Origin of the sequence: Citrobacter sp. MGH 55, from assembly GCF_016906145.1 — a bacterium.
Classification (GTDB): domain Bacteria; phylum Pseudomonadota; class Gammaproteobacteria; order Enterobacterales; family Enterobacteriaceae; genus Citrobacter_A; species Citrobacter_A amalonaticus.
In genome coordinates, this window is sequence record NZ_CP070239.1 from 2,502,142 (window position 1) to 2,527,930 (window position 25,789).

The following is a 25,789-nucleotide window of genomic DNA, read 5'->3' on the forward strand; positions in this document are numbered from 1 at the left end:
TTGGTGGAGCTGGCGGGAGTTGAACCCGCGTCCGAAATTCCTACATCCTCGGTACTACATGCTTAGTCAGTCTTTACATTCGCCTGGCACCTGCGGATTGACACGCCACTACCAGACTAGCCTGATTAGTTTTAACGCTTCAACCCCAGGCAGGGCATCCACGCGATCTCTTTTGGGTTTGACCTCTCTTTGATCCCCGTCTTAAGAGCGGAAGCTAGGGAGAGAGGGCTCAGAGCAGGTTATTAAGCTGCTAAAGCGTAGTTTTCGTCGTTTGCGACTATTTTTTGCGGCTTTTTACGAGGCCAACCGCCCCTCGGCATGCACCTTGGGTTTCGCAAATCCCGTCGAATCCAGAATCAGCCCCAATGTGTTAAGACAAGTATAACAGACTTGTGACAGCCCTTGCCACCCCCAATCATCAGGCATTTACCGCTCGCGCAGCGCTTCTTTGGCTCGGTTGAACGGTTTGATTAAATAGTCGACGATGCTTTTTTCACCTGTTTTTATATCCACTGTCGCGATCATGCCCGGTACGATGGAAAAACGGCGTCCCAGCTTGTTTTGCAGATAGTCCTGATGGGTACGAATGAAAACGCGGTAGTAGAAGATTTCCGGCTTCACTTTGTCCTGAATGGTATCCGGCGAAATGGTTTCGACAACGCCTTCCAGTCCGCCGTAAATGGCGTAATCGTAGGCGGTGATTTTCACCAGCGCGCGCTGGCCGGGGTGGATAAAAGCGATGTCGCGCGGCGACAGACGCGTTTCAATCAGCAGATGATCGTCAACCGGTACGATCTCCATCATCTCGCCGTTTGGCGGGATCACACCGCCGATGGTCGTGACCTGAATGTTCTTCACAATGCCGCGAACCGGTGAGCGAACGGTCAGGCGGGTCACCGAATCTTCGCGTCCCTTAATGATCGCGGAGAGCATTGCCACTTCGGCGTTGGCTTTAGACAGCGCCTCGCGCGCCTGGACGTAATATTGCGAGCGCAGATCGGTGAGTTTAAGGCCAATATCGCTTTTTTGCCGTTGCAAACGTAGCACCTCGACGTGGCTCGCAGCACCGCTTTTTGCCAGCCGTTCGGTAATTGCCAGCTCTTTATTCACCAGCGCCAGCGCCTCGTTCAGTTCGGATTGCGCGTCGGCGAGTTGCGCGCGGCGACTGGTATAAAGTCGCGTTTCCGAGGCGACCAGATCTGGCCAGGCGTTCAGTTCGTCAGAGAAGACCAGCGGCTTGTCGCTAACCTCAGCCGTCAGGCGCTGACTGGAGGCCAGCGAGGCGCGATAGCGGGCGGCGCTTTCGCCGACGTTAGACTCCGAGCGCGTCGGGTCCAGTCGCGCCAGTACCTGTCCCGCCTGGACCTGATCGCCTTCATGCACCATCAGTTCGGCGAGGATCCCCCCGTCGAGCGACTGCAATACCTGCTCGCGCGAACTAGGGATCACCTTGCCGGTGCCCGTCGAGACCTCATCAAGAATGCCGAACCACGCCCACACCGCGAGGATCAGACACAAGATCCCGGTGAGCCAGATGATGCGGCTGGCACCTGAGAATTCTCGCTCGCGGCTGTCGTCGAGCGCGTCGTGGGTCGCGTCAGGCTGACTGGTTTTCATTTTTCCACTCCCGTGTGTTGGCCTGCGCGGCCATTCGACTTTGTCCCAGCGCCTGCGCTTTCGGCGCGTCCATCACCAGTTGCCCCTCTTTAAGCACCACCACCCGTTCGACCAGCTCCAGTACCGGTACGCGATGGGTGGCGACGATCAGAGTGCGGTTGCCGAGCCACTGTCCCAGTCGTTGAATAAACTCGCGTTCGGAATGCTCATCCAGCGAGGCGGTGGGCTCATCGAGCAGGACGATATTGGGGGCGCGCAGCAGCATGCGGGCGAGCATGATGGACTGTCGCTGACCGCCGGATAACCCGCTGCCGCCTTCCATAATCGGATGATCGAGCCCTTTCGGCAGCCGTTTCACGAAGTTGGCCGCACCGCAAATCTCCAGCACGGTAAATATCTCGTCGTCGCTGGCGTGCGGGGCGCCGAGCGTCAGGTTCTCGCGCAGGGTGCCAAAAAACAGGCGCGCGTTCTGGCTCAGTAGACCGACGTTGCGGCGCAAATCGGCCATATCGATGTGCGGCAGGCTGAGGTTATCGAGACGGGCGTCGCCCTCGACCAGATCCACGCCGCCTGCCAGCGCCTGCAACAGCGTGGATTTGCCCGCGCCGTTGCGCCCGAGCACTGCGATGCGTTCGCCGGCGGCGATCTCCATTCGGTTAATGCGCAGTGGCACCCGCTGGTCTTCACTGTGATAACGAAACTGTGCGTTCTCGAACAGATAATGACCGTGAAAGATCTCCTGATGCACCCGCGTTTCGTCACGCTGGGTCTCAGTGGGAAGTTCCATAATGCTGTCCAGCCCCTTTTTAGCGGCTTTCACCTGCTGCCAGCGTGCCAGCACGCCGCACAGATTACCCATCGGGGCGATCATCCTTGAGCCAAGCATGGAGGCAGCAACCACCGAGCCGGTCGTCAGCGTGCCTTCAATCACCAGCGGAGCGCCAAACATCACCATTGCCGCATAAACCAGCCCCTGGACGGTCACCCCCCAGTTGATTAGCCCTTGCGACAGTTCGCGGGTGCGCAGTCCGGACTCGGCGGTGATGCGGATATAGCTGTTCCACTGTTGCAGAAACCGGTTCTCCGCCTGCATCAGCTTGATGTCCTCCAGCCCCTGAACGCTTTCGACCAGCACGGCGTTACGCAGCGTGGCCTCGTGCGCTGACTGATTCGCCAGCTCCGCGAGCTTTTTTTGCAACAGTAGACCGGGAAGGATCATCAGCAGCGCGGCGACCGGGGCGATCCAGGCGAGCGGCGGGGCGATGATCGCCAGCACCACGATGAACAGAAAAAAGAAGGGCAGATCCACAATGGTGGAGATCGTGGAAGAGGTCACCATCTCGCGGATCTGTTCCAGCTCGCGTAGCTGCGAAATAAAGCTGCCGGTGGAGCGCGGGATCGCGCTATTACGCAGGCGCAGAGCGTGGCTGAACACGCGATCCGACACCCGCATATCGGCGCGCTTACCCAACAGATCCATCACATGACCACGGGCGAGTCGCAGCAGAAAACCAAACAACATGGCGATCAAAACGCCGACGGCGAGGACATACAGCGACGGCCACGATTGCGCGGGGATCACCCGGTCATACACCTGCATCGAGAAGACGATCCCGGAAAGCGACAGGATGTTGATCAGCAATGCTGCCAGCATCACCGGGCCGTAAGGACGTAGATCTTTCAGCACCAGGCTTTTCAGCCAGTCGGGTTTGAAACGCGAGATATAGGTATCCACCCGGCGGTCTTTCACGGCGGAAAGCGGACGTAACGCGATAATGAAACGGACCGTCGGCAGCAGGTCGCGCAGGGCGATCCGGTTGCGCTGGAGTTCGCCGTTGATAAAACAGACGTCAAGCTGGTCTTCGCCGTCGAACTGTTCAACCAGTACCAGTTCACCCTCCTGGAGCTGGATCACCACCGGCAGACGCCAGCGGGTGAGCGACTGTTCGCTGGGAGCCAGCGGCTGAAAAGAGAGTCCGGCCTGGCGGGCCAGTTGGCTGAGCGCCTGCGGCATCGGTTTATCCTGGAACCACGGGGCGCTGGCCTGCAACGCGCCGGGAGAACAGGCAATACGATAATGGGTGGCGATATGGCTCATTGCCCGCGCCCAGTTGGCCAGCGCCGGTGCGGTGATGCGCTCGTCGCCAGGAATGTCGGCGTGAGTCATGGCTGAATCTCCACTGACTGAATGGTGCGGTTTTCCAGACCAAAGGCCTGGCGCATCTGACCGGTGTTGTACAGGCAGTTAAGCTGCAGTTGATGCAACTGACTCTCTGTCTGTAACTGTGCGAAGCGCGCCTGATAGACCTCCTGTTCAGCGTTAAGCACATCGAGAAGCGGTCGGGAACCAAGGTCGAGATACTGTTGCTGGTACAGCTCGCGCGTCCGTTCACTCAACGTCTCCTGACGCTTCTGGATCTGCAAGGAGGTCACCAGGTTCATCGCTTCACTGCGATCCGCAAGCAGCTTCTTGCGCACGTCCAGCCGGGTGCGCTGGATGGCTGACTGGGCGGATTCCACCGCGTGGCTGGCGGCGTTGCGCCGGGCGGTTAAGCCGCCGCCCTGATAAATGGGCATCTCCACTTTGACCCACGCCGAATACTGAGTGCGGTCAACTGACTCATGCCCGGCATAATTATCATTGAGGTAGTGGCGAACCTCCGGCTCCAGCGAAACCGTCGGCGTCATCTGCGCGTTGGCGTAGTCGAGATTAGCCTGGGCGACGTTGGCCTGCGCCCAGGCGGCAAGAACGGCGGGTACCAGCTTGTCATCCGGTTTTGCCCGTTCGCAACTGCGGCCCAGCTTTTGCGGGAAGTCGTTGCTGATGGTGTTAAGGTTTTTCCAGCCCAGCCAGGTCATGAGCGTCGCCTGCGAGCTCTCAAGATTGGCCTGATACTGTACGAGTTGGGAGCGGGCGCCCTCAATGCGCGCATCGGTCTGCACCACGTCCGACAGCGAGCTGGCGCCTTCATCATTGCGCTGATTCGCCAGCCTGCCAATGGCGCTCAGGGCATCCAGTTGCTCCTTTGCCACCGCCACCATCTGCTGCCAGGTCTGCACTTGTACAATAGCGGTCGCCGTTTCATGGCTGACGGTATCAATGCTGAGCAGTACGTTGGCCTGCTCCTGCGCCACGCCGGCGTTTTCTGCCCGCACCTGGCTTGCGACTTTTCCAAAGTCATAGAGCATTTGCGACAGTGACAGTACCAGTGACGGGCTGAATCCGCTGTCGGAATAGCTGTTGGTATAGCCGTTATTCATCCCGGCGTTAACCTGCGGATAGTATTTGGCTTTTGCAACATCGACCTGCTGAATTTGGGCATACAGTTTACCGACCACTTCCGCGATCGATGGATGCCAGGTGACGGCGCGATTGACCGCCTGAGAGAGAGTCAGTTCGCCGGGCGCGGCGCTGTCGCCGCTCTGCGGCATCGGGCCATCAAGCGCGGGCAGTTCCTGCCGTTCAACCCACAGCTGCGGGGCGATGCGGGGCATTTCCACGGCAGCGATAGCGGGCGCAGCGCACAGATTGCCCGCCAGCCACCAGAATGTAAGCTGTCGTTTTCCCATTTTCTTCCCTAATTGAGCGTTGTTTTTTGCCCCGGGCGAGCGTGCGCCCGGGGTCGTTGTGTTGTCGTGCTACTGGCCTTTATCAGGTCACAATATGGTTTTGTTCGATAAGCTCCGTCAGCGTGGTTTGTACATTCTCCAGGGTTACCAGTTGCGTGGAGTGGTAAGTGCTGCCCGCCCCGTCACGGTCAATAGAGAGAGTGGTATTGCCGCCGCTGGTGCTGACGCTGAGATAGTTGCCCAGCGAGGCGGTTTGCCCGTTCCAGCCCACCAGCAAATCGGCGATGTCAATTTTGTCGCCCTGCGCCAGCGAGAAGTTTCTCCATGTGTCAGTCCCGTTGCCGCCCGTGGCATCGCTGGCGTTGAGTAGGTTGTAGATCAGCGTGTCGCCATATACCGATCCCACCAGCACGTCGCTTTGCACGGTACTGCTTACCTGCGGGGCGATATCCACCGTCAGCGTGGCGGTATCGGTATGACCGTGGGTGTCATTGAGCGTGTAAGTGAATGTCTCCTTCGTGGTGATGGACGAGAGCGCCACACCGTTGTTGAGCGTGTAGGTGTACGAACCGTCGGTGCGAATTTGCAGAGAACCGTAGTGGCCCTGAATGGTTGTAGTGGCGCTGGAGTAAGGATCCAGCGTGGCGGTACTGCCGTTGTAACCGGTAATGGTCAGGCGCGTATCGACGGTATTCAACTGGTCCATCGCACCGCCGGAGTCGCTGCCGTCAAAGATATTGCCGCTGACGGTGTGCGTGCCAGAGGTTTCGAAGTTATCCAGATCGACCGTCGTCCCGGTGATTTTCGGCGTAATGGTCGCTGCGCCCGCCAGGGTGTTATTGCCGGTGAAGTTCAGCGTGTAGGTGCCGCCATCCAGCTCCAGCCCGCTCAGATTGACGGTCACGGTGGCACCGCCGAGCGTGATATTGGCGACCGGCACGGTGCCGGAGCGAACGACCACGCCGTTTTCCAGTATTGACCAGCTAATGGTCAGATTGCCCAGCGTCACCAGCGTCGAGACATCAAAGACGATGGACGCGCCTTTCAGAATGGTGCCTGCCGCGACGTCAAAGGTTCCGCTGCCGCTACCGGTTCTGCCAAGGACTCCCCAACTGGCACTCCCGACGGTGGAATCCAGATAACTCGTGGTGTCCTGTACGGACGGGGCCAACAGGGTATCGCTGACATCGTTCACGGCATACAGCGGACGGGCAGTCGGCTGGATATTGAGCGAGGCGGTATCGGTATCCCCGTTTGGCGCTTTCACCGTGTAGATGAAGCTGTCCGGTGTTTTGGTGCCGTCCGCGCCTACGCCGCTTTTCAGGGTGTAGGTGTAGTTCCCTTTCGCATCAATGGCTAACGTGCCGTAGGTGCCGACAATAGTCGTCGTGCCGGTAGCGGCAACCACCACACCGTTTACCTGGGTGACCAGCGTGCCGGCGGGGGCAATATCGTCGCTCAACACATTGCCCTGGGTGCTGGTGGTCAGGCTGTCAACGCTGTAAACATGATCCTCCAGCACGTTCAGGGTATAGCCGGTTAACGCCGTGACGCCAAATGCCGGGTTCAGCAGGAACAGGTATTCGCCGCCCGGCAGATTCAGCGTCAGCTTGTCGGACTGACCGCCCAGCAGCGGTGCGTTCAACCAGTTTTTCTCCACTCGCCACTGTTCAAACTTCTGGGTGACGTCGTTGAAGCGATAGATGTACAGATCGAAGCTGGACGCCACCGCCACGCCGCCAATGGAGGATTGCAGCGTCATGGTGCGCGTAGAACCCTGCTCAACGTCGAAAATAATCGGGTTGCTCAGTTTGTCCAGTACGCCCAGATCCAGCACGTTGCCCAGACTGACGTTCACCACCGTAAAGCCGCCCTGCGAGGACGCCCCGTTGTTGATCGCCTCCACATGCGTGTCATAGGGCAGGGTGGCGACGTTATCGACGGCGGTCACGCTGCTGACCGGAGCGTCATTGCCCAGAGTAATCACCAGCTTCGCCGAGGCGCTGTTGCCGCCGCCGTTGATGGTGTAAGTGAAGCTCTCCGTGCGGCCAATCACTGAGGCCGGACTGTTCGGGTTCAGCGCATAGCTGTAGCTACCGTCCTGATTAATCGTCAGCGTGCCGTAGACGCCCTGAATGACGTTACTGCCAGCGTTAAGCGTAAAGACTTGTCCGTTGGCGTTAGTGACTGTGGTGACAAGGGTATCCTGCGGCGCGCTGTCGTTATTCAGCACGTTGCCGGTCTGCGGCGTGGTGGTAGTGATGGTACCGGCACTGGTCTCTTCGACGCTGACGTTCAGTGCGGTGTAAGAGCCGGTTGCCAGCAGCGCGGTGTTATAGGTCAGAACCCGATAAGTACCGCCCTCCAGTCCGGACACGTTCACCGTGACGCCGCTGCTGCCGAGCGTCAGTAAATTGGCAAACTGTGCCTGCGCGGTGTCGATGACCGTGGTCCACGAGTTAGTCGCGGCATCATATTTCTGGATCGCCACCTCCTGCGTATTCAGTAACGAGAGCACAACCCCGGTAGCGCTGGCGTCTATCACCAGACTGGCGCTGCCGCCGTCCTGAATGGTGAACTCCACGGCTGCCGTATCGTTACCTAACACGTTCGCCACGTTGCCCAGCGCGCCAACCAGCAGCAAACCATAGTCGCTCAGTTGCTCGGTTGTGACGGTGGCACTGGAGGTTAACTCCAGATTTTCAACGTTATCGCTGGCCGAGATGGGCAGCGTTGGCGCGGTGACCTGAGTCGGGGGCGAGGCGTTGCCGACGGCGTCCGTGGCGCTGACGCTGATGTTCTCGCCGCTGGTCTGTTTGCGATCGAAGGTATAGGTGTAATTGCCGCTGCTGTTGGCGGTTGTGGTCACCGTTAAGCCCGTGCTAAGCGTGATGCTCACCGTACTGCCCGCTTCAGCGGTGCCGCTGATGCTGGCGCCGTCGGCGCTCACGGTGCCCGTTGGCGCGGCCGTGACCGTATCCACCGTGACGGTATAACCGGATGACAGCGTACTGGTGCCGTTGGTGTTAGTGGCTGTGGCGGTGAGGATGTGCGTTCCGTCGGCGATGTTGGCCTGCGGGGTCAGTGACCAGTTACCTTGCGCATCCACGCTGGTGCTGCCAATAGAGACGCCGTCGCTGTACACCGTGATGGTGGAGAACGGCTGACCCGTCCCGTTTAACAACGGTCTGGCGTCATTGGTGGCCTGACCGTTGGCCACCAGGCCGGTGATAGAGCCCACATCGTCCGTCAACGAGGCGATCACCGGGGCACCAGGCAGACCACTGAACGGCGCAATGACGCTGCCGGAGGTCCCGGTATTACCCGCTTTGTCCTGGGCGACTACCTGCAACGTCTCTCCACCGACCTGCGCAGGGGTAATCAGAATGTTAAAGCTGCCAGTGGTGCCGTCCGCAACGCCGGTACCCAGCACCGTGCCATTGCTGCTGGTAATAGTGACTGTGCTGCCGGCCTCTGCCGTACCGGTGACGTGACTGCCGTTGGTGACCACCGCCAGATTGGTCGGCGTGCCGGGCGGCGTGGTATCCACCACGATGGTCGATGTCGCCGACGATGCGCTGACATTGCCCGCGGCGTCGGTGGCTTTGGCGGTAAAGGTATGCGTACCCTCCGTCAGTGCGGTGGTAGGCGTAAAGCTCCACGCGCCGTTGGCATCCGCCTGAATCGGGGTTGGCGTGAGTAACGTTGCGCCGTCATAGAGTGTGATGAATGCGCCCGGCTCGCTGGTGCCACGCAGCTCTGGCAGGGTGTCATTGGTGCTTTGTCCGCTGCCGACGGGACCGATGATATTGCTGACATCATCAAGAATGGTGGTAATCACCGGCGCGGTTGGCGCCAGCGTATCCACCGTGACGGCGAAACTGGCCGCCGGACCGACGTTGCCCGCGGCGTCAGTCGCGGTCACAGCAAGGGTATGCGCGCCGTTAGTCAGGGCGGTGGTTGGTGTGAAGGTCCAGTTGCCGTCCGTACCGACAACGAGGCTGCCAATGACCGTGCCGTTATCGGTAAAGGTTAGCGTGGTGCCTGGCTCTGCCGTGCCGTTAAGCGTTGGGCGAGTGTCATTGGTGCTCTGATTGGGCGACAGATTGCCGGTTTGCGGCGCGCTGTCATCGACCACAGAAGTGATTACCGGTGCCAGCGGCGCGGCGGTATCTACCGTGACGGTGAAGCTGGCAGAAGGACCGACGTTACCAGCGGCATCCGTTGGGGTGAAGGTTAACGGATGATTCCCCTGGCCCAGATCGCTGGTGGGGGTAAAGGTCCAGCTCCCGTTCGCCTCAACCGTCACGCTGGCGAGGGGAACGCCGTTGTCTGCGATGCTGATTGTGGTCCCCGGTTCACCGGTGCCGGTGAAAACAGGACGCGCATCGTTGGTGGTTTGACCGCTGCTCAGACTGCCGGTGACCGGGCCAACGTCATCCTGCACATTACTGATTATTGGCGCGCCAGGCGAAACGGTATCGACCGTCAGCGTAAAATTCGCTGATGCCGGGCCGGTATTGCCCGCGCTGTCGGTGGCGGTGACCCTCAGCGAGTGGGCCCCCTGGGACAATCCGTCCGGTCGGTAGCTCCAGCTCCCGCCTTCGGTCACGGTGGCGGTGCCAAGCAGAACGTTGCCATCGTAGACGTTAATGGTGCTACCGGGTTCACCGGTTCCGGTCATGAGCGGGCGGGTATCATTGGTGCTTTGCCCGCTGGTGAGCGCACCGGTTCCTGGCGTCACGTTATCGGTGACGCTGACGATGGTGGGAGCCGGAGGGGAAACCGTATCGACGACCACAGTAAAGGTAGCGCCAGGGCTGACGTTACCGGCCGCGTCTGTGGCGGTTACGTTGAACGTGTGTGAGCCATTACCCAGTGTGGTTGCGGGCGTAAAGGTCCATGTGCCTGTACCGTTGGCCTGCACGGTGCCTAGCAGCGTGGTGCCGTCAAAAATGCTGACGGTGCTGTTCGCTTCGGCGGTTCCGGTCAGCGTTGGCCGCGTGTCGTTGGTGCTTTGTCCGTTGTTCAGCGAACCACTATTCGGGGCGACATCATCAGTGACGGAACTGATGACAGGAGCCGATGGCGCCTGTGTGTCCACGGTCAGAGTGAACGCGGCGGACGGGCCTTCGTTGCCTGCCGCGTCCGTGGCCGTGACGGTCAGATTGTGTGGGCCGCTGCCTAATGGGGTATCCGGTGAGAGCGACCAGCTTCCATCGGTGCCCACCACCACGCTGCCCACGGCGAGTCCGCCGTCATACAGCGTAACAGTGGCGCCCGGCTCCGCCGTTCCCTGGAAGGTTGGCTGAGTATCATTGGTGCTTTGTCCGTTCGCCAGTACGCCGGTTGACGGGGTGGTGTCATCGGTGACGCTTTGAATCACCGGTACCCGTGGCGCGGTGGTATCGATGTTCACCGTGTACGCAGTGGAAGGCGCGCTGACGTTACCCATCGCATCGGTGGCGGTGACGGTAATCGCATGTGAGCCTGTGGCAAGCGTCGGAGAGGTAAAACTCCAGCTACCGTTGGTGACCTGCGTGGTGCCGATTTTCACGCCATTGTCATAGAGAGTAATCGTACTGCCTTCTTCACCGCTGCCGGTAAAGGCGGGTGTGGTGTCATTGGTGCTGCCACCGTTACTGATGACGCCTGTTTGCGGCTCGCTGTTATCCGTGGCGCTGGTAAGGGTTGGCGTTACTGGCGGCGTGGTATCCACCACCATGACAAATGCTTCCGACGCGACGCTGGTATTCCCTGCCGCATCGGTGGCAGTGATGGTCAGATTGTGGCTGCCTTCCCCCAGACCGGTGGGAGGCGTAAAACTCCACGTGCCGTTGACGACCTGTACCTGACCGATTGGCGTATTGCCATCGTAAATCGTGATGGTTTCGCCGTTGGTGCCGCTGCCGCTCAGGGTGGGACGGGTATCGTTGGTCGTCTGCCCGCTGGTCAGCGTTCCCGTACCTGGGGCGACATCATCTGTCACGCTGCCAATCGACGGTTGTGCCGGTGGAGTGAGATCGACGGTGATGTTGACCACGGCTGACGCTTTGCTGCCATCCACAGTATCGATAACCTCGAAGGTGTGCAGGCCTTCGGCTAACGTGGCGGTGGATGTCCAGTTCCAGTTGCCGTTCTCGTCAACCGGGACGTTTGATGCGACAACGATGCCGTCGACCAGAATATCGACGGTTGAGTTCGGTGTGGAAACGCCGCGCAGCCCCGGTTGCGTATCGTCAGTGGTTTGTCCGCTCTTCAGATCGCCCTGAATGGTGCCGGTGTCATCGACTATCGCGCTGATGACCGGCAACCCGGTGCCGGAGCCGGTAAAGTTAGTGGGATCGCTGGTGTTACCGGCGGCATCCTGCGCCGTAGCGGTCAGCGAATTGACGCCCGTTTGCGCTGGCGTGACCTGAATCTGGAACGTGCCGTCTGTTGCCACGCCCGTACCAATCACATTGCCGTCGGTATCGCGGATTGTCACCGTGCTGCCGGTTTCCGCCGTGCCGCTGACCGTCGCGCCATCGGCTGTGATCGTTACCTCCTCCGGGGACGCCGGTTTAGTCAGATCGACGTTCAGCGAGATGGAGGCGGAAGGTGTGCTGACGTTCCCCGCCGGATCGGTGGCCGTTGCCGTCAACGTGTAATTGCCTTCGGTGAGCGGCGAATCCGGGGTGATCGTCCAGTTTCCTGCGGAATCGACTTCAGCCGTGCCAATCACCGTGCTGCCATTCGACAGGGTGATGGTGCTGCCGGGTTCGCCGGTACCGCTAATGGGTAACCCTGGCTGATTGGTGACTGCCGGACTGCCCAGCGAGGTGATAAACGGCGCGTCGGGTGCCTGGGTATCAATGATGATGCCAGTCGCCTCCGACGGCTGACTGGTGTTACCTGCGGCATCTTTTGCCGTCACGCTAAAGTTGTAATGGCCTTCGACCAGGGCGCTATCCGGGGTAAAGCTCCAGACGCCATCAATGACCTCGGCAGTGCCAATCTCCACGCCGTTATTCAGAATGGTGACAATGCTACCCGTCTCGCCCGTCCCACTCAGCGTTGGGGTGGTATCGTTGGTTTGCGCTCCGGCGTTCAACGCCCCGTCATCATCGCTCACAGCCAGCGTTGGCGTGCCAGGCGCCTGGGTATCCACGCGAACAATGCGATCCGGCGAGGTGCTGCTGTTACCGGCGGGATCGGTCGCGGTGACCTTGATGATATGGTCGCCCTGCGTCAGCAGTGGCGACGGGACGCTCCAGTTCCCGGAATTGTCAATCACCAGCGATGGCAGCGCGACGCCATCCAGCGTGATAGTGATAGTGATCGTGTCGCCTGGCGTACCGTTTCCGCTCAGCAGCGGTCGCGTATCATCGGTGTACTGACCGTTATCGAGAGTGCCGGTCTGATTGCCGACGCGGTCAGTGACGGTCAGGTTGGGCACGGCGGGTGGGGTGGTATCTACCAGAATGCCGATCGGCGCGGAGGGTTCACTGATATTGCCCGCCGGATCGGTGCTGGTGAGGGTAAAAACATGGTCGCCTTCATCAAGGGCATCCGACGTGTAGCTCCAGACGCCGTTAGTCACCGTGACGGTGGTAACCAGATCGCCATTGTCGTAAATGCTGATGATATCGCCATCTGTTCCCGTACCGCTCAGAACCGGCTGGGTTTCCCGGGTCGCCTGACCGTCGGTGAGTGGGCCATTTGCGCCATCCGTCAGCGTCAGCGCCGGAGTGTCGGGGGCGGTGGTATCCACCGTAATGGTTATCGGGGAGGATTTCTCGCTGGTGTTGCCCAGAGGATCGCTGGCGGTGACGCGCAGCGTATGGTCGCCTTCGCCCAGCGCGGGAGTCGGGGTAAAGCTCCAGCTCCCGTTTTCCGCAACTTTTGTCGTGCCAATGATCGCCGTTCCGTCATACACCGTAATGGTGTCTCCGGCGGTGCCGCTTCCACTTAACACCGGTTGCGTGGCGTCGGTCACGTCGTTGTCCGTCAGTTCACCTACGTTGCTGCCAGTGTTGTCAGTCAGGGTCACGATCGGAACGACTGGCGGCGTGGTATCGACGGTAATCGTGATGGGTGCAGAAGGTGTGCTGGTCTGGTTTTCCGCATCGGTCGCGGTGACGGTGAAGGTATGGTCGCCGTCGCCCAGCACCGGTGTGGTGAGCGTCCAGTTGCCGTTGCTGTCCACGGTGGCGGTTCCCGCAAGCGGGGTCCCTCCGTCCAGAATGGTGATGGTTGCGCCGGGTTCACCGGTACCGTTGAAGGTCAACGTGTTGTCGTCCGTGCGCTGGCTATCACTCAGATTGCCTTTCTGCGCGCCGGCATCATCGATAATCGCACTGACGACGGGGGCGTCTGGCGCTGTGATATCCGGGGCCGTAACGTCAGTTGGCTGGCTGGTATTGCTCGCGGCATCGGTGGCGGTGACGCTCAGCGTTTCACCGTTGGCCTGCGGCGGGTTAAGGGGGATCACCAGCGTTCCGCTCTCCGGTACCGGACCGGTTTCCGCCAGCGTATTGCCGTCACTGTCTTTAATCGTAATCGTACTGCCGGGTTCGGCGGTGGCGGTCAGGGTGGTGCCGTCTGTTGAAATAACCGCCGTAGGTGGCTGCGGCGCGGTGGTATCCGGCGCGGTAACGTTGGCTGGCGTGCTGTTCTGATTTGCCGGATCGGTCACTGTGGCAGTAAGCGTTTCACCATTGGTTTGTGGCGTGTCCAGCGTGACGGTGAAATTCCCCTCGCCGTCGGTTTGACCCTGGCCAATCGGGTTACCGTCCGGATCGCGAATCGTCACCGTGCTGCCGGGTTCTGCTGTCCCCGTTACGGTGGCGCCATCATCCGAGACATCCAGGTTTCCGGCGGGCTGCGGCGGGGTCGTGTCGGGGGCGAGAGCGGTCGCCGGAGGACTGGTCAGACTCGCCGGATCCTTGACGATGGCAGTTAAAATTTCTCCGTTGGTTTGTGGTGGGTTCAGTGTGACGGTAAATGAGCCGTCGGGTTGAACCTGTTCAGATCCCAGCGGGGTGTTGTCGCTGCCGTAAATGGTCACCGTCGTGCCTGGCTCGGCGGTACCGGTTACGGTTGTCCCATCGTCAGAAACATCCAGATCACCGGCCGCCTGCGGAGGCGTGATATCAGGAGCGGTTGCGTTGGCAGGCGAGCTGTCATTTCCCGCTTTATCCGTGGCGATGGCGGTCAGAACTTCCCCGTTTACCCGTGGCGGATTGAGCGGGAAGCTGAATTTCCCTTCGCTGTCTGTGGTCACGGTGCCGAGCGTGGTGCCGCTGGCGTCAGCAATGGTGACTTTACTTCCCGCCTCGGCGTTGCCGGTCAGCACGGTTCCGTTTTGCGAGACGCGCAGATCGACGGGAGCCTCCGGTGGGGTAGTATCCACGGTGACCGCAAATTCTATCGTATTGCCGCTGACGCCGTCCTCTGTGGTCTGCGTGGCCGTGTAGTTGTGCAACCCTTCAGGCACATCTGTCAGATCGAACGTCCACGTGCCATCGTTGGCACTCGCCGTGCCGATCGCGATACCATTTTCATAAATGGTCACGACTGCGCCAGGCAACGCGGTACCTGTAAGGGTGGGGGTAGTGTCCTTGGTAAACTGACCGCTGCCTAACGTCACCGCGGTGGGTTGCGTGTCATCAATGATGCCGGTAATGGTGGGGGCATCAGGAAAACCTGAGTCGGAACCGAGAAAGGCGGCTTCGTCACCTTCGTTACCCGCAGCGTCAGAAATATCGGCATACAGCTGTTCGGAATCGGTTTGCGCCGAAGTGAGGCGAACGGTAAACCGGCCAGTGTCATCGACCTGAACCGCGGCCAGGACATTGTGCTGGTTGTCGAAAATCGTGACGACACAACCCGCTTCTGCGATCCCTGAAACCCAGAGCCCATCTTCAGAAATCGCTAACCCGGAGACCTCATCAGGGGCAATCGTGTCGACGGTAAAGGTGAAATCACCGGAGATGGCGCTGGTATTACCGTTTTCGTCCGTCGCGGTCGCGGTCAGTACGTGTTCGCCTTCGGAAAGCGGGAGGTCGGGTTTATAGCTCCAGTTTCCTTGTTCATCGACGATAACGGTCCCCATGACCTGCCCATTGTCATAGAGGGTGACGACGGAGCCAGCTTCACCTGTACCGGCAATCATCGGCTGGCTGTCGTTGGTGCTCTGGTTTTCCTGAATCGCCCCCGTAATGGCGGAGACGGCATCTGTTGCGCTGGTAATCACAGGGGCCGTCGGTGGTGTGGAATTTTCCCCGCCCGGAAGGTTTGTGTTGTTATCGCCGCCGCTGTTATTTCCACTTCCGTTATTTCCGCCCGCATCCCCCGGCGTGCCGCCGTTCCCGGAACCATCATCAGGATTACCATTGTCGTTATCATGATGGTGACTGCCGCCACCTCCCGAGGATGCGATGGCCACGATTCCACCGGCAGCAACCGCGCCACCCAGAAGCCATGGCCAGAGTGCTCCGCCTTCGTGAGATTCGCCGGCAGTAACCAGTAAATCGTCAATGGTTGAAATTTGTTCAAAATGCAGACCGTTTTCCGGGTTTTCCACCCACCACAGAGCACCGTGACTGTCTTCCAGCACCAGTTGGCTGGCCCCCTGGTCGTTCGCAACATAGAAATTTTTAACGGTCAGTTTTTCACCGGACGTAAAGGTGATCACCAGATCCTGATTCACGCGAGCCAGTTGGCTGATGTCGCTACGCTCTGCGGATAATTTCACAATGGAAGGAGCATTAAGTGTGACTTCAGAGGCTTCAACATTGGTGGAAACGCCCGTCAACCTGGATATAACGGCGAGATGACGCATATGATCACTCCTGATGGTTAACTCTGTGCATAAATTCGTTAAAACTACCGGGCAGGGAAAAGTACAGACGAGCGATCCCGTTCATCATATGGATGAATTCTTGCCGGTGATGACAATGTTATGGCCGTGCAGATGATGGTTTCTGTTGCGTTGAATAACCCTTTGTTTTTTTGATCCACTGGTACTTTCGTATTAGATGATATAGTCAGAAAGAACTCGTTCTGCAAATTAACGTATATTTGCGATTTGTTTAGTGGCGGTAAAATATATACAGTTTTGTACCGGTTGGCGACGTGAAACGATACGGTGCGGAAAGCGTTTGTGATTTATCTGATTGTATTTAAAATGGTTTTGTGATTTTTTCTAGCCGGGTGGGTATTGATTTCTCACACAAGTTGTACTGGTATTTTTGGCTATTAAAATGTCAAAAAAATTTATTTGAAGTATTAGATTATTGGGCTACGTACGTAATATAAATAGGGTTGAAGATATATTCTTATCAGTATTACGTTTTGGGAAAATAGAAATAATAAAGGAGAGAATATATTTTTGGAGATTCAACAGGTAAATAATGATGACCTACCCCAAATGCGAGGCAGGTCACATAATAACACCGTTAGCGTCCGGCATTTTTCATAATGCGTGCTTTATCCAGTTGCCATTCACGTTCTTTCAGATCGGAACGTTTGTCGTGCTGTTTCTTACCCTTCGCTACGCCAATTTTGACCTTGCACCAGGCATTCTTCCAGTACAGAGAAAGGGCGACAACAGTGTAGCCTTCACGATTCACGCGACCATACAGGGAATCAAGTTCACGCTGATTCAACAGCAGTTTACGGGTGCGAGTGGGATCGCACACCACGTGCGTGGAGGCCACCGCCATCGGCGTAAAGTTAGCGCCGAACAGGTACGCTTCGCCGTCTTTCAGGATCACATAGCTGTCGCCGATGTTGGCTTTACCGGTGCGCAGGGATTTCACTTCCCACCCTTGCAGAGCGAGTCCCGCTTCGAACTCTTCTTCGATAAAGTATTCGTGTCGCGCGCGCTTGTTGAGCGCGATGGTGGCTGAGCCAGGTTTGTGTGCTTTTTTCTTCGTCATAGTGCCGCTCAGTATAGGTAATCTGGAATCGAAAAACACCCCATTTCATCCTTTGGGGCGCAAGGAGATATCTTAACATGAACGAGGTTGTACCCTGTTGTGGGATAGCGTTTTTTTTACCTTGTGATAAATGGTATTATTTGTTCGATTTTTGTTGATGGAAAGAGCTATGCCGCAGATTAGTCGAACCGCGTTAGTCCCTTACAGTGCGGAACAGATGTATCAGTTAGTGAATGATGTTCAGTCCTATCCCCAGTTTTTACCGGGTTGCACCGGCAGCCGTGTTCTCGAGTCTACGCCAGGACAGATGACGGCCGCAGTGGATGTCTCTAAGGCGGGGATCAGCAAGACGTTCACCACGCGAAATCAGTTAACCAGTAACCAGAGTATCTTGATGCATCTGGTCGACGGTCCGTTCAAAAAACTGATTGGTGGCTGGAAATTTACGCCGCTGAGTACGGATGCCTGCCGCATTGAGTTTCATCTCGATTTCGAGTTTACCAATAAGCTGATCGAGCTGGCGTTTGGCCGTATCTTCAAAGAGCTGGCATCCAATATGGTGCAGGCTTTTACGGTTCGAGCCAAAGAGGTCTACCGTGTCGCCTAAGATTGTCGTTGAGGTGGCCTATGCGCTGCCTGAGAAACAGTACCTGCAACCGGTGACGTTGCAGCCGGGGGCAACGGTCGAAGAGGCTATCCGCGCGTCGGGGCTGCTGGAACTGCGAACCGATATCGACCTGACGAAAAACAAAGTCGGTATTTACAGCCGTCCGGTCAAGCTGGCGGATGTATTACAGGATGGCGATCGGGTAGAAATTTACCGACCACTGATTGCCGATCCGAAAGAGTTGCGCAGACAGCGGGCAGAGAAAACGGCAAAAAAATAGCAGATAACAAAAAAGGTGCTCTGAGAGCACCTTTTTTGTTATCTGCAGACAAGCTTACGGGTTGTTGGTCAACGAAGGCTTGTTATCGATATTGGTCAATACGCCGCTGCTGTTGAAGGTCAACGTCAGCGTTTGCTGCGTAACACCTTCATGGCCCGGCTGTTGACGGAACACATAGAACCAGGTGTTGGTGCCAAACGGATCGGACATCATCGGCGTACCCAGCGCATAGGCAACCTGTTGTTGCGTCATGCCCACACGAATTTTGGCTACATCGTTCGCGGTCAGATAGTTCCCCTGGTTGATATCAGGGCGGTAAACCACTCGCTCCAGAGTGGAACAGCCTGCGGTCAACATCAATAATACTGCTGCGGCAGCAGTCAGCGTTTTACAGCGCATAGTGATTTGATTCCTTTTCGGGCCCGAGCAGTACGTGGCTCATATGTAATATGCCGATGATAATAGACCTTTCACCACTTTAAAACCTTTTGCTTACGGGTCCGACGGCGTTTTTGTTGTCTACTCTGACCGTTAAGGTGCAAAAAAGTTTACGCTGCCAGCAGTTCTTTCGCATTTGCTAGGGTGTTGCGCGTTACTTCGCTGCCGCCCAGCAGGCGCGCCAGCTCCTGCAACCGTGCGCGTTTATCCAGTGGTTGCATGTGCGTTTCGGTCATTTCGCCGTCGGTCTCTTTACTGACAAAAAAGTGCTGATGACCGCATCCCGCCACTTGTGGAAGGTGCGTGACGCACATCACTTGTGTTGACTCACCGAGCTGACGCAGCAATTTCCCGACCACTGCGGCTGTTGGACCACTGATGCCGACATCGACTTCATCGAAAATCAGCGCCGGGGTTTCCATCTTACGTGCGGTAATCACCTGAATGGCGAGAGCAATACGCGACAGTTCCCCACCGGAGGCCACTTTGGCAATCGGCTGCATCGGCTGGCCTGGGTTAGTTGTCACTTTAAACTCGACGCGGTCTGCGCCGTCCTGGCTCAGATGGTGCTCATCAAACGCCACGTCGATAGTGAAACGGCCGTGTGGCATAGAGAGTGAGTGCATACTCTCGGTAATGAGGGTACTCAGTTCCTGGGCATAGTGCTGACGTTGCTCATGCAGCGCTTTCGCTGCTTCCAGCGCCTGCTGGCGGTGTTTGTTCACGGCCAGAGTCAACGTTTCCAGCGAGTCGGCCTGATCGTCGAGCTGCTGTTGTTCCTCCAGTAACGACTGGTAATACTGTGGCAGCGCTTCCGGACTGACGTGGTGTTTACGGGCCAGCGAAATTTGCTTCGAGATACGCTGTTCCAGTTCGAACAGGCGATTAGGGTCTAAATCCAGGCGATCGCAATAGTGGCGCAGCTCGTCACTGGCTTCCGTGAGTTGAATCGTTGCCTCTTCCAGCATATCAAGAATGCCCGAGAGCTTACTGTCCATACCGACCAGTTCACTAACCAGTTGCTTTGCGGTATAGAGCTGACTTTGTAGGTTAACGTCTTCACCGTCTGCCATCAGCGACAGCGCATTCTGGCTGGTGGAGAGAAGCTGGCCGCTGTTGGCCAGGCGCTTGTACTCTTCATCAATCTGTTCAAATTCACCCGGCTGCGGGTTAAATTCATTCAGTTCTTTAAGCTGATACTGCAGCAGTTCCGCACGAGCGGCACGTTCCTGACTCAGCTGCTGGTGATGTGCTAAATCACGGCAGCTCTGGTGCCAGAGTTGGTAACGCGCAGCCATATCCTGCACCCGCACGGATTCATTCGCGTAGCCATCAAGCAAGGATTTTTGGTGTTCAGCTTTGGTCAGCAACTGATGCGCGTGCTGGCCATGAATTTGAATGAGCAGTTGTCCCAGTTCGCGAAGCTGAGAGAGGGGAACCGCAGTCCCGTTGATAAAACCACGGGAGCGCCCGTCGCTGCTGATCACGCGGCGAAGTAAACACTCACGTCCTTCTTCAAGCTGGTTTTCTTCCAGCCAGCGCAGGGCGGCAGGGGTATCCTTCAGCGAAAAACGGGCGCACAGGTCAGCACGGCTGGCGCCGGCCCGGACCATGTCGGCTTCAGCACGGCCACCAAGGCACAAGCCGAGCGCATCAATTGCAATAGATTTACCCGCCCCGGTTTCACCGGTGATGACGGTCATTCCGCTCTGAAAATCGATCTCAAGTTCACGAACGATAGCAAAATTGCTGATGGTCAGTTGTGCCAACATAATTGTTTTCCTGTATGAAAAACCATAACTGTAATTACATACAGTATAAACTGGTTTTTTATACAGTAAAGAGGTTGGTGTTAAATTAGAATAATTTTTTTGACCAGCCTAATTTGGTACTTAATGTATTGAAATAACTATAATCTTTAGGGTGGATGAGATTCAGGTGATAGTCACAGCGGCGGATCAGTACATCTTCACCTTCCTGGATCGGCAACGCGATCTGACTATCACAACTGATTTCGAGATCGTTACGGCGGTGCGAGAAGCGCAACCGAATAGTGCTGCTGCTGTTGATGACCAGCGGGCGCGCAGAAAGGGTGTGCGGGAACATCGGCACCAGCGTGATGGCATCAAGCGACGGGGTCAGAATCGGCCCGCCGGCGGAGAGGGAATAGGCGGTGGAACCGGTAGGCGTTGAGATGATCAGGCCATCGGAACGCTGAGAGAAGGCAAAGCTTTCGTCAATATAGACTTCAAACTCAATCATATGCGCGACTTTGCCGGGATGCAGCACCACTTCGTTAATGGCGGTACTGATACGCTTCTGGCAGTCCTTCTGACACACCTGTGCTTCCAGCAGAAAGCGTTTTTCCGCGACGTAATGACCTTCCAGCACGTCGGCGAGCTGTTGCTGCGCGTTATCGGGGTCAAGGTCAGTCAGAAAGCCGAGATTGCCACGGTTGATACCGATCACTTTGATATCGTATCGCGCCAGCGTTCGCGCCGCGCCCAGCATATTGCCATCACCGCCTACAACCACCGCGAGGTCTGCCTGCTGGCCAATCTCCGCCAGGGTGCCAATTTTCACATTCTTCAACTGCAACTCGTGAGCGATTTGTTGCTCAACAATGACCTCATACCCTTTCGTGCATAACCAGCGGTAGAGCATTTCATGTGTCGTGAGTGCCGTGGGGTGACGAGGGTGTCCCACAATGCCGATACACTTGAAATGATTATTCATTTTTTCGAGGTCCTTGTGACGAAGATTGATGACAATGTGAGTGCTTCCCTTGAAACCCTGAATCTGATCCCCATAATAAGCGAAGTTAGCGAGATGAATGCGAAAAAAACGCGGAGAAATTCATGAGTAGTAAAGAACAGAAAACGCCTGAGGGGCAAGCCCCGGAAGAAATTATCATGGATCAGCACGAAGAAGTTGAGGCGGTTGAATCAGACGCTTCTGCTGAGCAGGTGGATCCGCGCGATGAAAAAATTGCGAATCTGGAAGCGCAGCTTACTGAAGCTCAGACCCGTGAACGTGATGCGGTGCTGCGCATAAAAGCGGAAATGGAAAACCTGCGTCGCCGTACCGAACTGGACGTTGAGAAGGCGCACAAGTTCGCGCTGGAGAAATTCGTCAATGAACTGCTGCCGGTGATTGATAGCCTGGATCGCGCGCTGGAAGTGGCGGATAAAGCCAATCCGGATATGAAGCCTATGGTGGAAGGGATCGAACTGACCCTGAAATCGATGCTGGATGTGGTGCGCAAGTTTGGCGTTGAAGTGATTGCTGAGACGAACGTTGCGCTGGATCCGAACGTGCATCAGGCGATTGCGATGGTCGAGTCTGAAGACATCGCGCCGGGCAACGTGCTGGGTATTATGCAGAAAGGCTATACGTTAAACGGTCGTACGATCCGCGCGGCGATGGTGACCGTTGCGAAAGCGAAAGGTTAATCTTTCGGCTATTTATATTGCCGGATGGCGCTGATGTTTATCCGGCCTACGGCCCACTGGAAAACCAGCGGGCCGTTTTCATTACTCCGCGACACTCTCCCGCAGCGGTTTAACGGGCAACACTTTGACCTGTTTAATCATATTCTCCTGGACGTCGAGAATATCGATATCATATTGACCGATGCGCACGCGAGTGCCCGCAATCGGGATCTCTTCCAGTGCTTCCAGAATCACGCCATTTACCGTACGCGCGTCGTCTTCCGGCAGATGCCAGTTAAACGCTTTGTTAATTTCCCGCACGTTGGCGCTGCCATCGATAATCACCGAACCGTCATTTTGCGGCGTCACTTCCTCAGCCAGCGTAGGTGACATCGAGGTGGTAAAGTCGCCGACAATCTCTTCAAGAATATCTTCCACCGTGACCAGCCCCTGAATATCGCCATATTCATTGACCACCAGGCCGACTTTCTTTTTATTGCGCTGAAATTTGATGAGCTGTGTGCTGAGCGGCGTGCCCTCCGGGACGAAGTAAATCTCATCGGCGGCGCGCAGCATGGTCTCTTTGGTGAACTCTTTCTTTTCCGACATTAACCGCCAGGCTTCGCGAACGCGCAGCATGCTGATAGCGTCATCCAGCGAGTCACGGTACAACACAATACGCCCGTGCGGCGAGTGCGATAGCTGACGCACGATGGACTTCCAGTCGTCATTGATATCAATTCCCATAATTTCACTGCGCGGCACCATGATGTCATCCACGCTGACCTTTTCCAGATCGAGCACTGACAGCAGCATGTCCTGGTTGCGCCGGGAAATTTGCGAGCGGGATTCATTCACGAGGGTTCGTAACTCATCTTTACTCAACGAACCGCTGATGACGATATCGGTTTTAATACCCATCATGCGCATCAGTAATCGGGTGATGGTGTTGAGCAACCAGACCAACGGCATCATCAGAATCTGTAACGGCGCCAACAGGAAGCTGCTGGGATAGGCCACCTTTTCCGGGTACAGCGCCGCAATGGTTTTTGGCAGAACTTCGGCAAACACCAGCACGACGAAGGTCAGCACGCCGGTGGCGATGGCAACGCCCGCATCGCCATACAAACGCATACCGACAATGGTGCCGATGGCCGAAGCAAGAATATTGACCAGGTTATTACCAATTAGTACCAGGCTTATCAGGCGATCGGGCTTACGCAGCAGCTTTTCAACGCGCTTTGCCGGACGGTTCCCTTGTTTGGCAAGGTGGCGTAAGCGATAGCGATTCAGGGTCATCATTCCGGTTTCGGAACCGGAAAAATAAGCGGAGATAACCACCATGACGATCAATGTGACGATCAGCGTGGTGGTGGAGATGTGTTCCAGGGGGCGCCTCCTTTAAGGCTTAGCTGACAAACTGCTGCAATATCCGGCTACCGAAATAAGCCAGCGTCAGGATCCCGGCGCCTGCGACGTTAAACCACACAACACGACGACCGCGCCAGCCTTCATGATAATGTCCCCACAACAGAACAATATAGACAAACCATGCGATGATCGAGAGCACCGCTTTGTCGATATTTTCCATGCTGAACAGATTGTGCATGTAAAACAGGCCGGTACACAGGGTGAGCGTCAGCAGGACCACGCCAATCTGCGTGATGTGGAACATCTTGCGTTCGATGCTCATCAGCGGCGGCATTTCATTATTGAACGCCAGCTTTTTGTTTTTAAGCTGATAGTCGATCCACGCCAGTTGCAGCGCGTACAGTGCGGCGATAATGAGTGTCGCATAAGAGAACAGCGACAACCCGATGTGGACCATCATTCCCGGCGTGGCTTCAAGGTGGGTGATGAACTCGTTCGGCATAAAGGTCGCGAAGGCCAGATTGATCAGCGCGAAGGCATACACCACCGGCAACAGCAGCCAGCCACGGTTGCGCGAGGCGACAATCGTCATCACCGTACAGATCATCAGGCTGACCAGCGAACCGACGTTCAGCAGGCTCAGGTTTTGTCCGCTATCACCACCCGGCAGAATGCGGGCTTCAAGCGCAATGGCGTGACACACCAGCGCGACAACCGCAGAAAGAATGGCCATACGCCGCCAGCCGCTGTTTTTTTGCAGCAGAGCGGGGACGATCAGCGCGAGGCTGACGGAATAGGCGACAAGGGCGAGCAAAGCAAAAACGGGCATAGTGGTGTCGACAGTTGGCCAGTGAGAAAGAGAAGCAGTATAGCGTTACGTGACCGCGGCTCCAACCGTTGCATAACAACAAAGACGGCTTCATGTTATACTGCGACAAAATTCTGTTCATGTGTCGCTTGAGCGACCAACCGTTTCCACCCCAGGCGAGAGACAATGTTTGATAATTTAACCGATCGTTTGTCGCGCACGCTGCGCAATATCAGTGGCCGCGGACGCCTTACTGAAGACAACGTTAAAGAGACGCTGCGCGAAGTGCGCATGGCGCTGCTGGAGGCTGACGTTGCGCTGCCGGTAGTGCGAGAGTTTATCAATCGCGTAAAAGAGAAAGCGGTTGGGCATGAAGTTAACAAGAGCCTGACGCCAGGGCAGGAGTTCGTCAAGATTGTCCGTAACGAACTCGTGGCGGCGATGGGCGAAGAGAACCAGAGCCTGAATCTGGCTGCGCAGCCGCCAGCCGTGGTGCTGATGGCGGGCTTGCAGGGTGCGGGTAAAACCACCAGCGTCGGTAAGCTGGGTAAGTTCCTGCGCGAAAAGCACAAGAAGAAAGTGCTGGTCGTCTCCGCTGACGTATATCGCCCTGCGGCGATCAAACAGCTGGAAACGCTGGCCGAGCAGGTTGGCGTTGATTTCTTCCCGTCGGATGTCGGCCAGAAGCCGGTCGATATCGTTAACGCGGCGCTGAAAGAAGCCAAACTCAAATTCTACGACGTGCTGCTGGTGGATACCGCCGGTCGTCTGCACGTTGATGAAGCGATGATGGACGAAATCAAGCAGGTCCATGCTTCTATCAATCCGGTAGAAACCCTGTTTGTGGTCGATGCGATGACCGGTCAGGATGCGGCGAATACCGCGAAGGCGTTCAATGAAGCGCTGCCGCTGACCGGCGTGGTGCTGACCAAAGTTGATGGTGACGCCCGTGGCGGTGCTGCGCTCTCTATTCGTCACATCACCGGCAAGCCGATCAAATTCCTCGGCGTTGGCGAGAAAACCGAGGCGCTGGAGCCGTTCCATCCGGATCGTATCGCGTCACGTATTCTCGGTATGGGCGACGTGCTGTCGCTGATCGAAGATATCGAAAGCAAAGTTGACCGCGCGCAGGCTGAGAAGCTGGCGACGAAACTGAAAAAGGGCGACGGTTTTGATCTGACCGACTTCCTGGAACAGTTGCGCCAGATGAAGAACATGGGCGGCATGGCGAGCCTGATGGGCAAGCTGCCGGGCATGGGGCAGATCCCGGACAACGTGAAGTCACAGATGGATGACAAAGTGCTGGTGCGCATGGAGGCGATCATCAACTCGATGACGCTGAAAGAGCGCGCGAAGCCGGAAATCATCAAAGGGTCCCGTAAACGCCGTATCGCACAAGGCTGCGGTATGCAGGTGCAGGACGTTAACCGCCTTCTGAAACAGTTCGACGACATGCAGCGCATGATGAAGAAGATGAAGAAGGGCGGGATGGCCAAAATGATGCGCAGTATGAAAGGGATGATGCCGCCAGGATTCCCTGGTCGCTAAAAACAAGGGTATAGGGCTATCTTGTTTGCCATTTTAGTTCCGGGGTGTGCTCGAAATGCTCACGTACTACGTGTACGCTCCGCTTTCTGTGCTCACGCCGGAACGAAACTGGCTTCACCGATATACGCCTTCTATCCCTTGTTTACTGTCCAGCATCAAGATGCTGATTGCAATTTCCCCAGAAATCAGTAAAAT

Annotated in this window: 14 protein-coding genes and 1 other RNA gene; 4 read left to right on the top strand and 11 right to left on the bottom strand. The window is 56.8% G+C overall.

Features of this window, described 5'->3' with window-relative positions; all coding sequences use genetic code 11:
• Position 1 precedes the first annotated feature (1 nt).
• From ssrA to smpB, 6 genes are all read right to left on the bottom strand, one after another.
• Positions 2 to 364: a transfer-messenger RNA gene (gene ssrA / locus JTI98_RS09985) on the bottom strand.
• 62 nt (positions 365 to 426) lie between these two features.
• Positions 427 to 1,617 carry an HlyD family efflux transporter periplasmic adaptor subunit gene (locus JTI98_RS09990; RefSeq protein ID WP_044328264.1) on the bottom strand — a complete coding sequence of 397 codons (1,191 nt, stop codon included), beginning with the start codon at positions 1,615 to 1,617 and terminating at the stop codon, positions 427 to 429.
• Positions 1,598 to 3,784, bottom strand: a complete 2,187-nt coding sequence (locus tag JTI98_RS09995) for a type I secretion system permease/ATPase (RefSeq protein WP_216082209.1) — start codon at positions 3,782 to 3,784, stop codon at positions 1,598 to 1,600. The genes JTI98_RS09990 and JTI98_RS09995 overlap by 20 nt, the downstream gene beginning before the upstream one ends.
• Positions 3,781 to 5,187: a TolC family outer membrane protein gene (locus JTI98_RS10000; RefSeq protein WP_216082210.1), complete on the bottom strand. Its 1,407-nt coding sequence runs from the start codon at positions 5,185 to 5,187 to the stop codon at positions 3,781 to 3,783. The genes JTI98_RS09995 and JTI98_RS10000 overlap by 4 nt, the downstream gene beginning before the upstream one ends.
• Positions 5,188 to 5,269: 82 nt before the next feature.
• On the bottom strand, positions 5,270 to 16,012 hold the full coding sequence (locus JTI98_RS10005) for a BapA/Bap/LapF family large adhesin (RefSeq protein ID WP_216082211.1): 10,743 nt from the start codon (positions 16,010 to 16,012) through the stop codon (positions 5,270 to 5,272).
• Between the two features lie 616 nt (positions 16,013 to 16,628).
• Positions 16,629 to 17,111, bottom strand: coding sequence for an SsrA-binding protein SmpB (smpB, locus tag JTI98_RS10010; protein WP_216082212.1), 483 nt, complete (start codon positions 17,109 to 17,111; stop codon positions 16,629 to 16,631).
• 130 nt (positions 17,112 to 17,241) lie between these two features.
• On the opposite strand from smpB, the gene JTI98_RS10015 reads away from it, so the two are divergent.
• Both JTI98_RS10015 and JTI98_RS10020 read left to right on the top strand, forming a co-directional pair.
• Entirely contained in the window at positions 17,242 to 17,718 is a 477-nt protein-coding gene (locus tag JTI98_RS10015) for a type II toxin-antitoxin system RatA family toxin (RefSeq protein WP_042999680.1), read from the top strand.
• Positions 17,708 to 17,998 carry an RnfH family protein gene (locus tag JTI98_RS10020; protein ID WP_216082213.1) on the top strand — a complete coding sequence of 97 codons (291 nt, stop codon included), beginning with the start codon at positions 17,708 to 17,710 and terminating at the stop codon, positions 17,996 to 17,998. Before JTI98_RS10015 ends, JTI98_RS10020 begins: the two co-directional genes overlap by 11 nt.
• A gap of 54 nt (positions 17,999 to 18,052) precedes the next feature.
• Here JTI98_RS10020 and bamE read toward each other — a convergent pair whose 3' ends face one another.
• From bamE to nadK, 3 genes are all read right to left on the bottom strand, one after another.
• Positions 18,053 to 18,397, bottom strand: coding sequence for an outer membrane protein assembly factor BamE (gene bamE / locus JTI98_RS10025; protein ID WP_044255202.1), 345 nt, complete (start codon positions 18,395 to 18,397; stop codon positions 18,053 to 18,055).
• Positions 18,398 to 18,546: 149 nt separating this feature from the next.
• Entirely contained in the window at positions 18,547 to 20,208 is a 1,662-nt protein-coding gene (gene recN, locus JTI98_RS10030; RefSeq protein ID WP_044326706.1) for a DNA repair protein RecN, read from the bottom strand.
• An 85-nt stretch (positions 20,209 to 20,293) separates the two neighbouring features.
• Positions 20,294 to 21,172, bottom strand: coding sequence for an NAD(+) kinase (gene nadK, locus JTI98_RS10035; RefSeq protein ID WP_042325929.1), 879 nt, complete (start codon positions 21,170 to 21,172; stop codon positions 20,294 to 20,296).
• Positions 21,173 to 21,294: 122 nt separating this feature from the next.
• Between nadK and grpE the strand changes: the two genes are divergently transcribed.
• On the top strand, positions 21,295 to 21,888 hold the full coding sequence (gene grpE, locus JTI98_RS10040; protein ID WP_042999685.1) for a nucleotide exchange factor GrpE: 594 nt from the start codon (positions 21,295 to 21,297) through the stop codon (positions 21,886 to 21,888).
• Positions 21,889 to 21,969: 81 nt separating this feature from the next.
• On the opposite strand, the gene JTI98_RS10045 is transcribed toward grpE, so the two are convergent.
• Together JTI98_RS10045 and JTI98_RS10050 are read right to left on the bottom strand one after the other, a co-directional pair.
• Positions 21,970 to 23,256, bottom strand: coding sequence for an HlyC/CorC family transporter (locus tag JTI98_RS10045; protein WP_042999686.1), 1,287 nt, complete (start codon positions 23,254 to 23,256; stop codon positions 21,970 to 21,972).
• 19 nt (positions 23,257 to 23,275) lie between these two features.
• A complete protein-coding gene (locus JTI98_RS10050) occupies positions 23,276 to 24,067 on the bottom strand; it encodes an inner membrane protein YpjD (protein WP_042999687.1) in 792 nt (263 codons plus the stop codon).
• Positions 24,068 to 24,232: 165 nt separating this feature from the next.
• Here JTI98_RS10050 and ffh point away from each other — a divergent pair, with 165 nt between their 5' ends.
• A complete protein-coding gene (ffh, locus tag JTI98_RS10055) occupies positions 24,233 to 25,594 on the top strand; it encodes a signal recognition particle protein (protein WP_042325920.1) in 1,362 nt (453 codons plus the stop codon).
• Positions 25,595 to 25,789: the final 195 nt, after the last annotated feature.

Bases quoted from the DNA above. Each gene is read 5' to 3' on its own strand.
- JTI98_RS09990 (WP_044328264.1), bottom strand. From the start codon at position 1,617: ATGAAAACCAGTCAGCCTGACGCGACCCACGACGCGCTCGACGACAGC.
- JTI98_RS09995 (WP_216082209.1), bottom strand. From the start codon at position 3,784: ATGACTCACGCCGACATTCCTGGCGACGAGCGCATCACCGCACCGGCG.
- JTI98_RS10000 (WP_216082210.1), bottom strand. From the start codon at position 5,187: ATGGGAAAACGACAGCTTACATTCTGGTGGCTGGCGGGCAATCTGTGC.
- JTI98_RS10005 (WP_216082211.1), bottom strand. From the start codon at position 16,012: ATGCGTCATCTCGCCGTTATATCCAGGTTGACGGGCGTTTCCACCAAT.
- smpB (WP_216082212.1), bottom strand. From the start codon at position 17,111: ATGACGAAGAAAAAAGCACACAAACCTGGCTCAGCCACCATCGCGCTC.
- JTI98_RS10015 (WP_042999680.1), top strand. From the start codon at position 17,242: ATGGTATTATTTGTTCGATTTTTGTTGATGGAAAGAGCTATGCCGCAG.
- bamE (WP_044255202.1), bottom strand. From the start codon at position 18,397: ATGCGCTGTAAAACGCTGACTGCTGCCGCAGCAGTATTATTGATGTTG.
- recN (WP_044326706.1), bottom strand. From the start codon at position 20,208: ATGTTGGCACAACTGACCATCAGCAATTTTGCTATCGTTCGTGAACTT.
- nadK (WP_042325929.1), bottom strand. From the start codon at position 21,172: ATGAATAATCATTTCAAGTGTATCGGCATTGTGGGACACCCTCGTCAC.
- grpE (WP_042999685.1), top strand. From the start codon at position 21,295: ATGAGTAGTAAAGAACAGAAAACGCCTGAGGGGCAAGCCCCGGAAGAA.
- JTI98_RS10050 (WP_042999687.1), bottom strand. From the start codon at position 24,067: ATGCCCGTTTTTGCTTTGCTCGCCCTTGTCGCCTATTCCGTCAGCCTC.
- ffh (WP_042325920.1), top strand. From the start codon at position 24,233: ATGTTTGATAATTTAACCGATCGTTTGTCGCGCACGCTGCGCAATATC.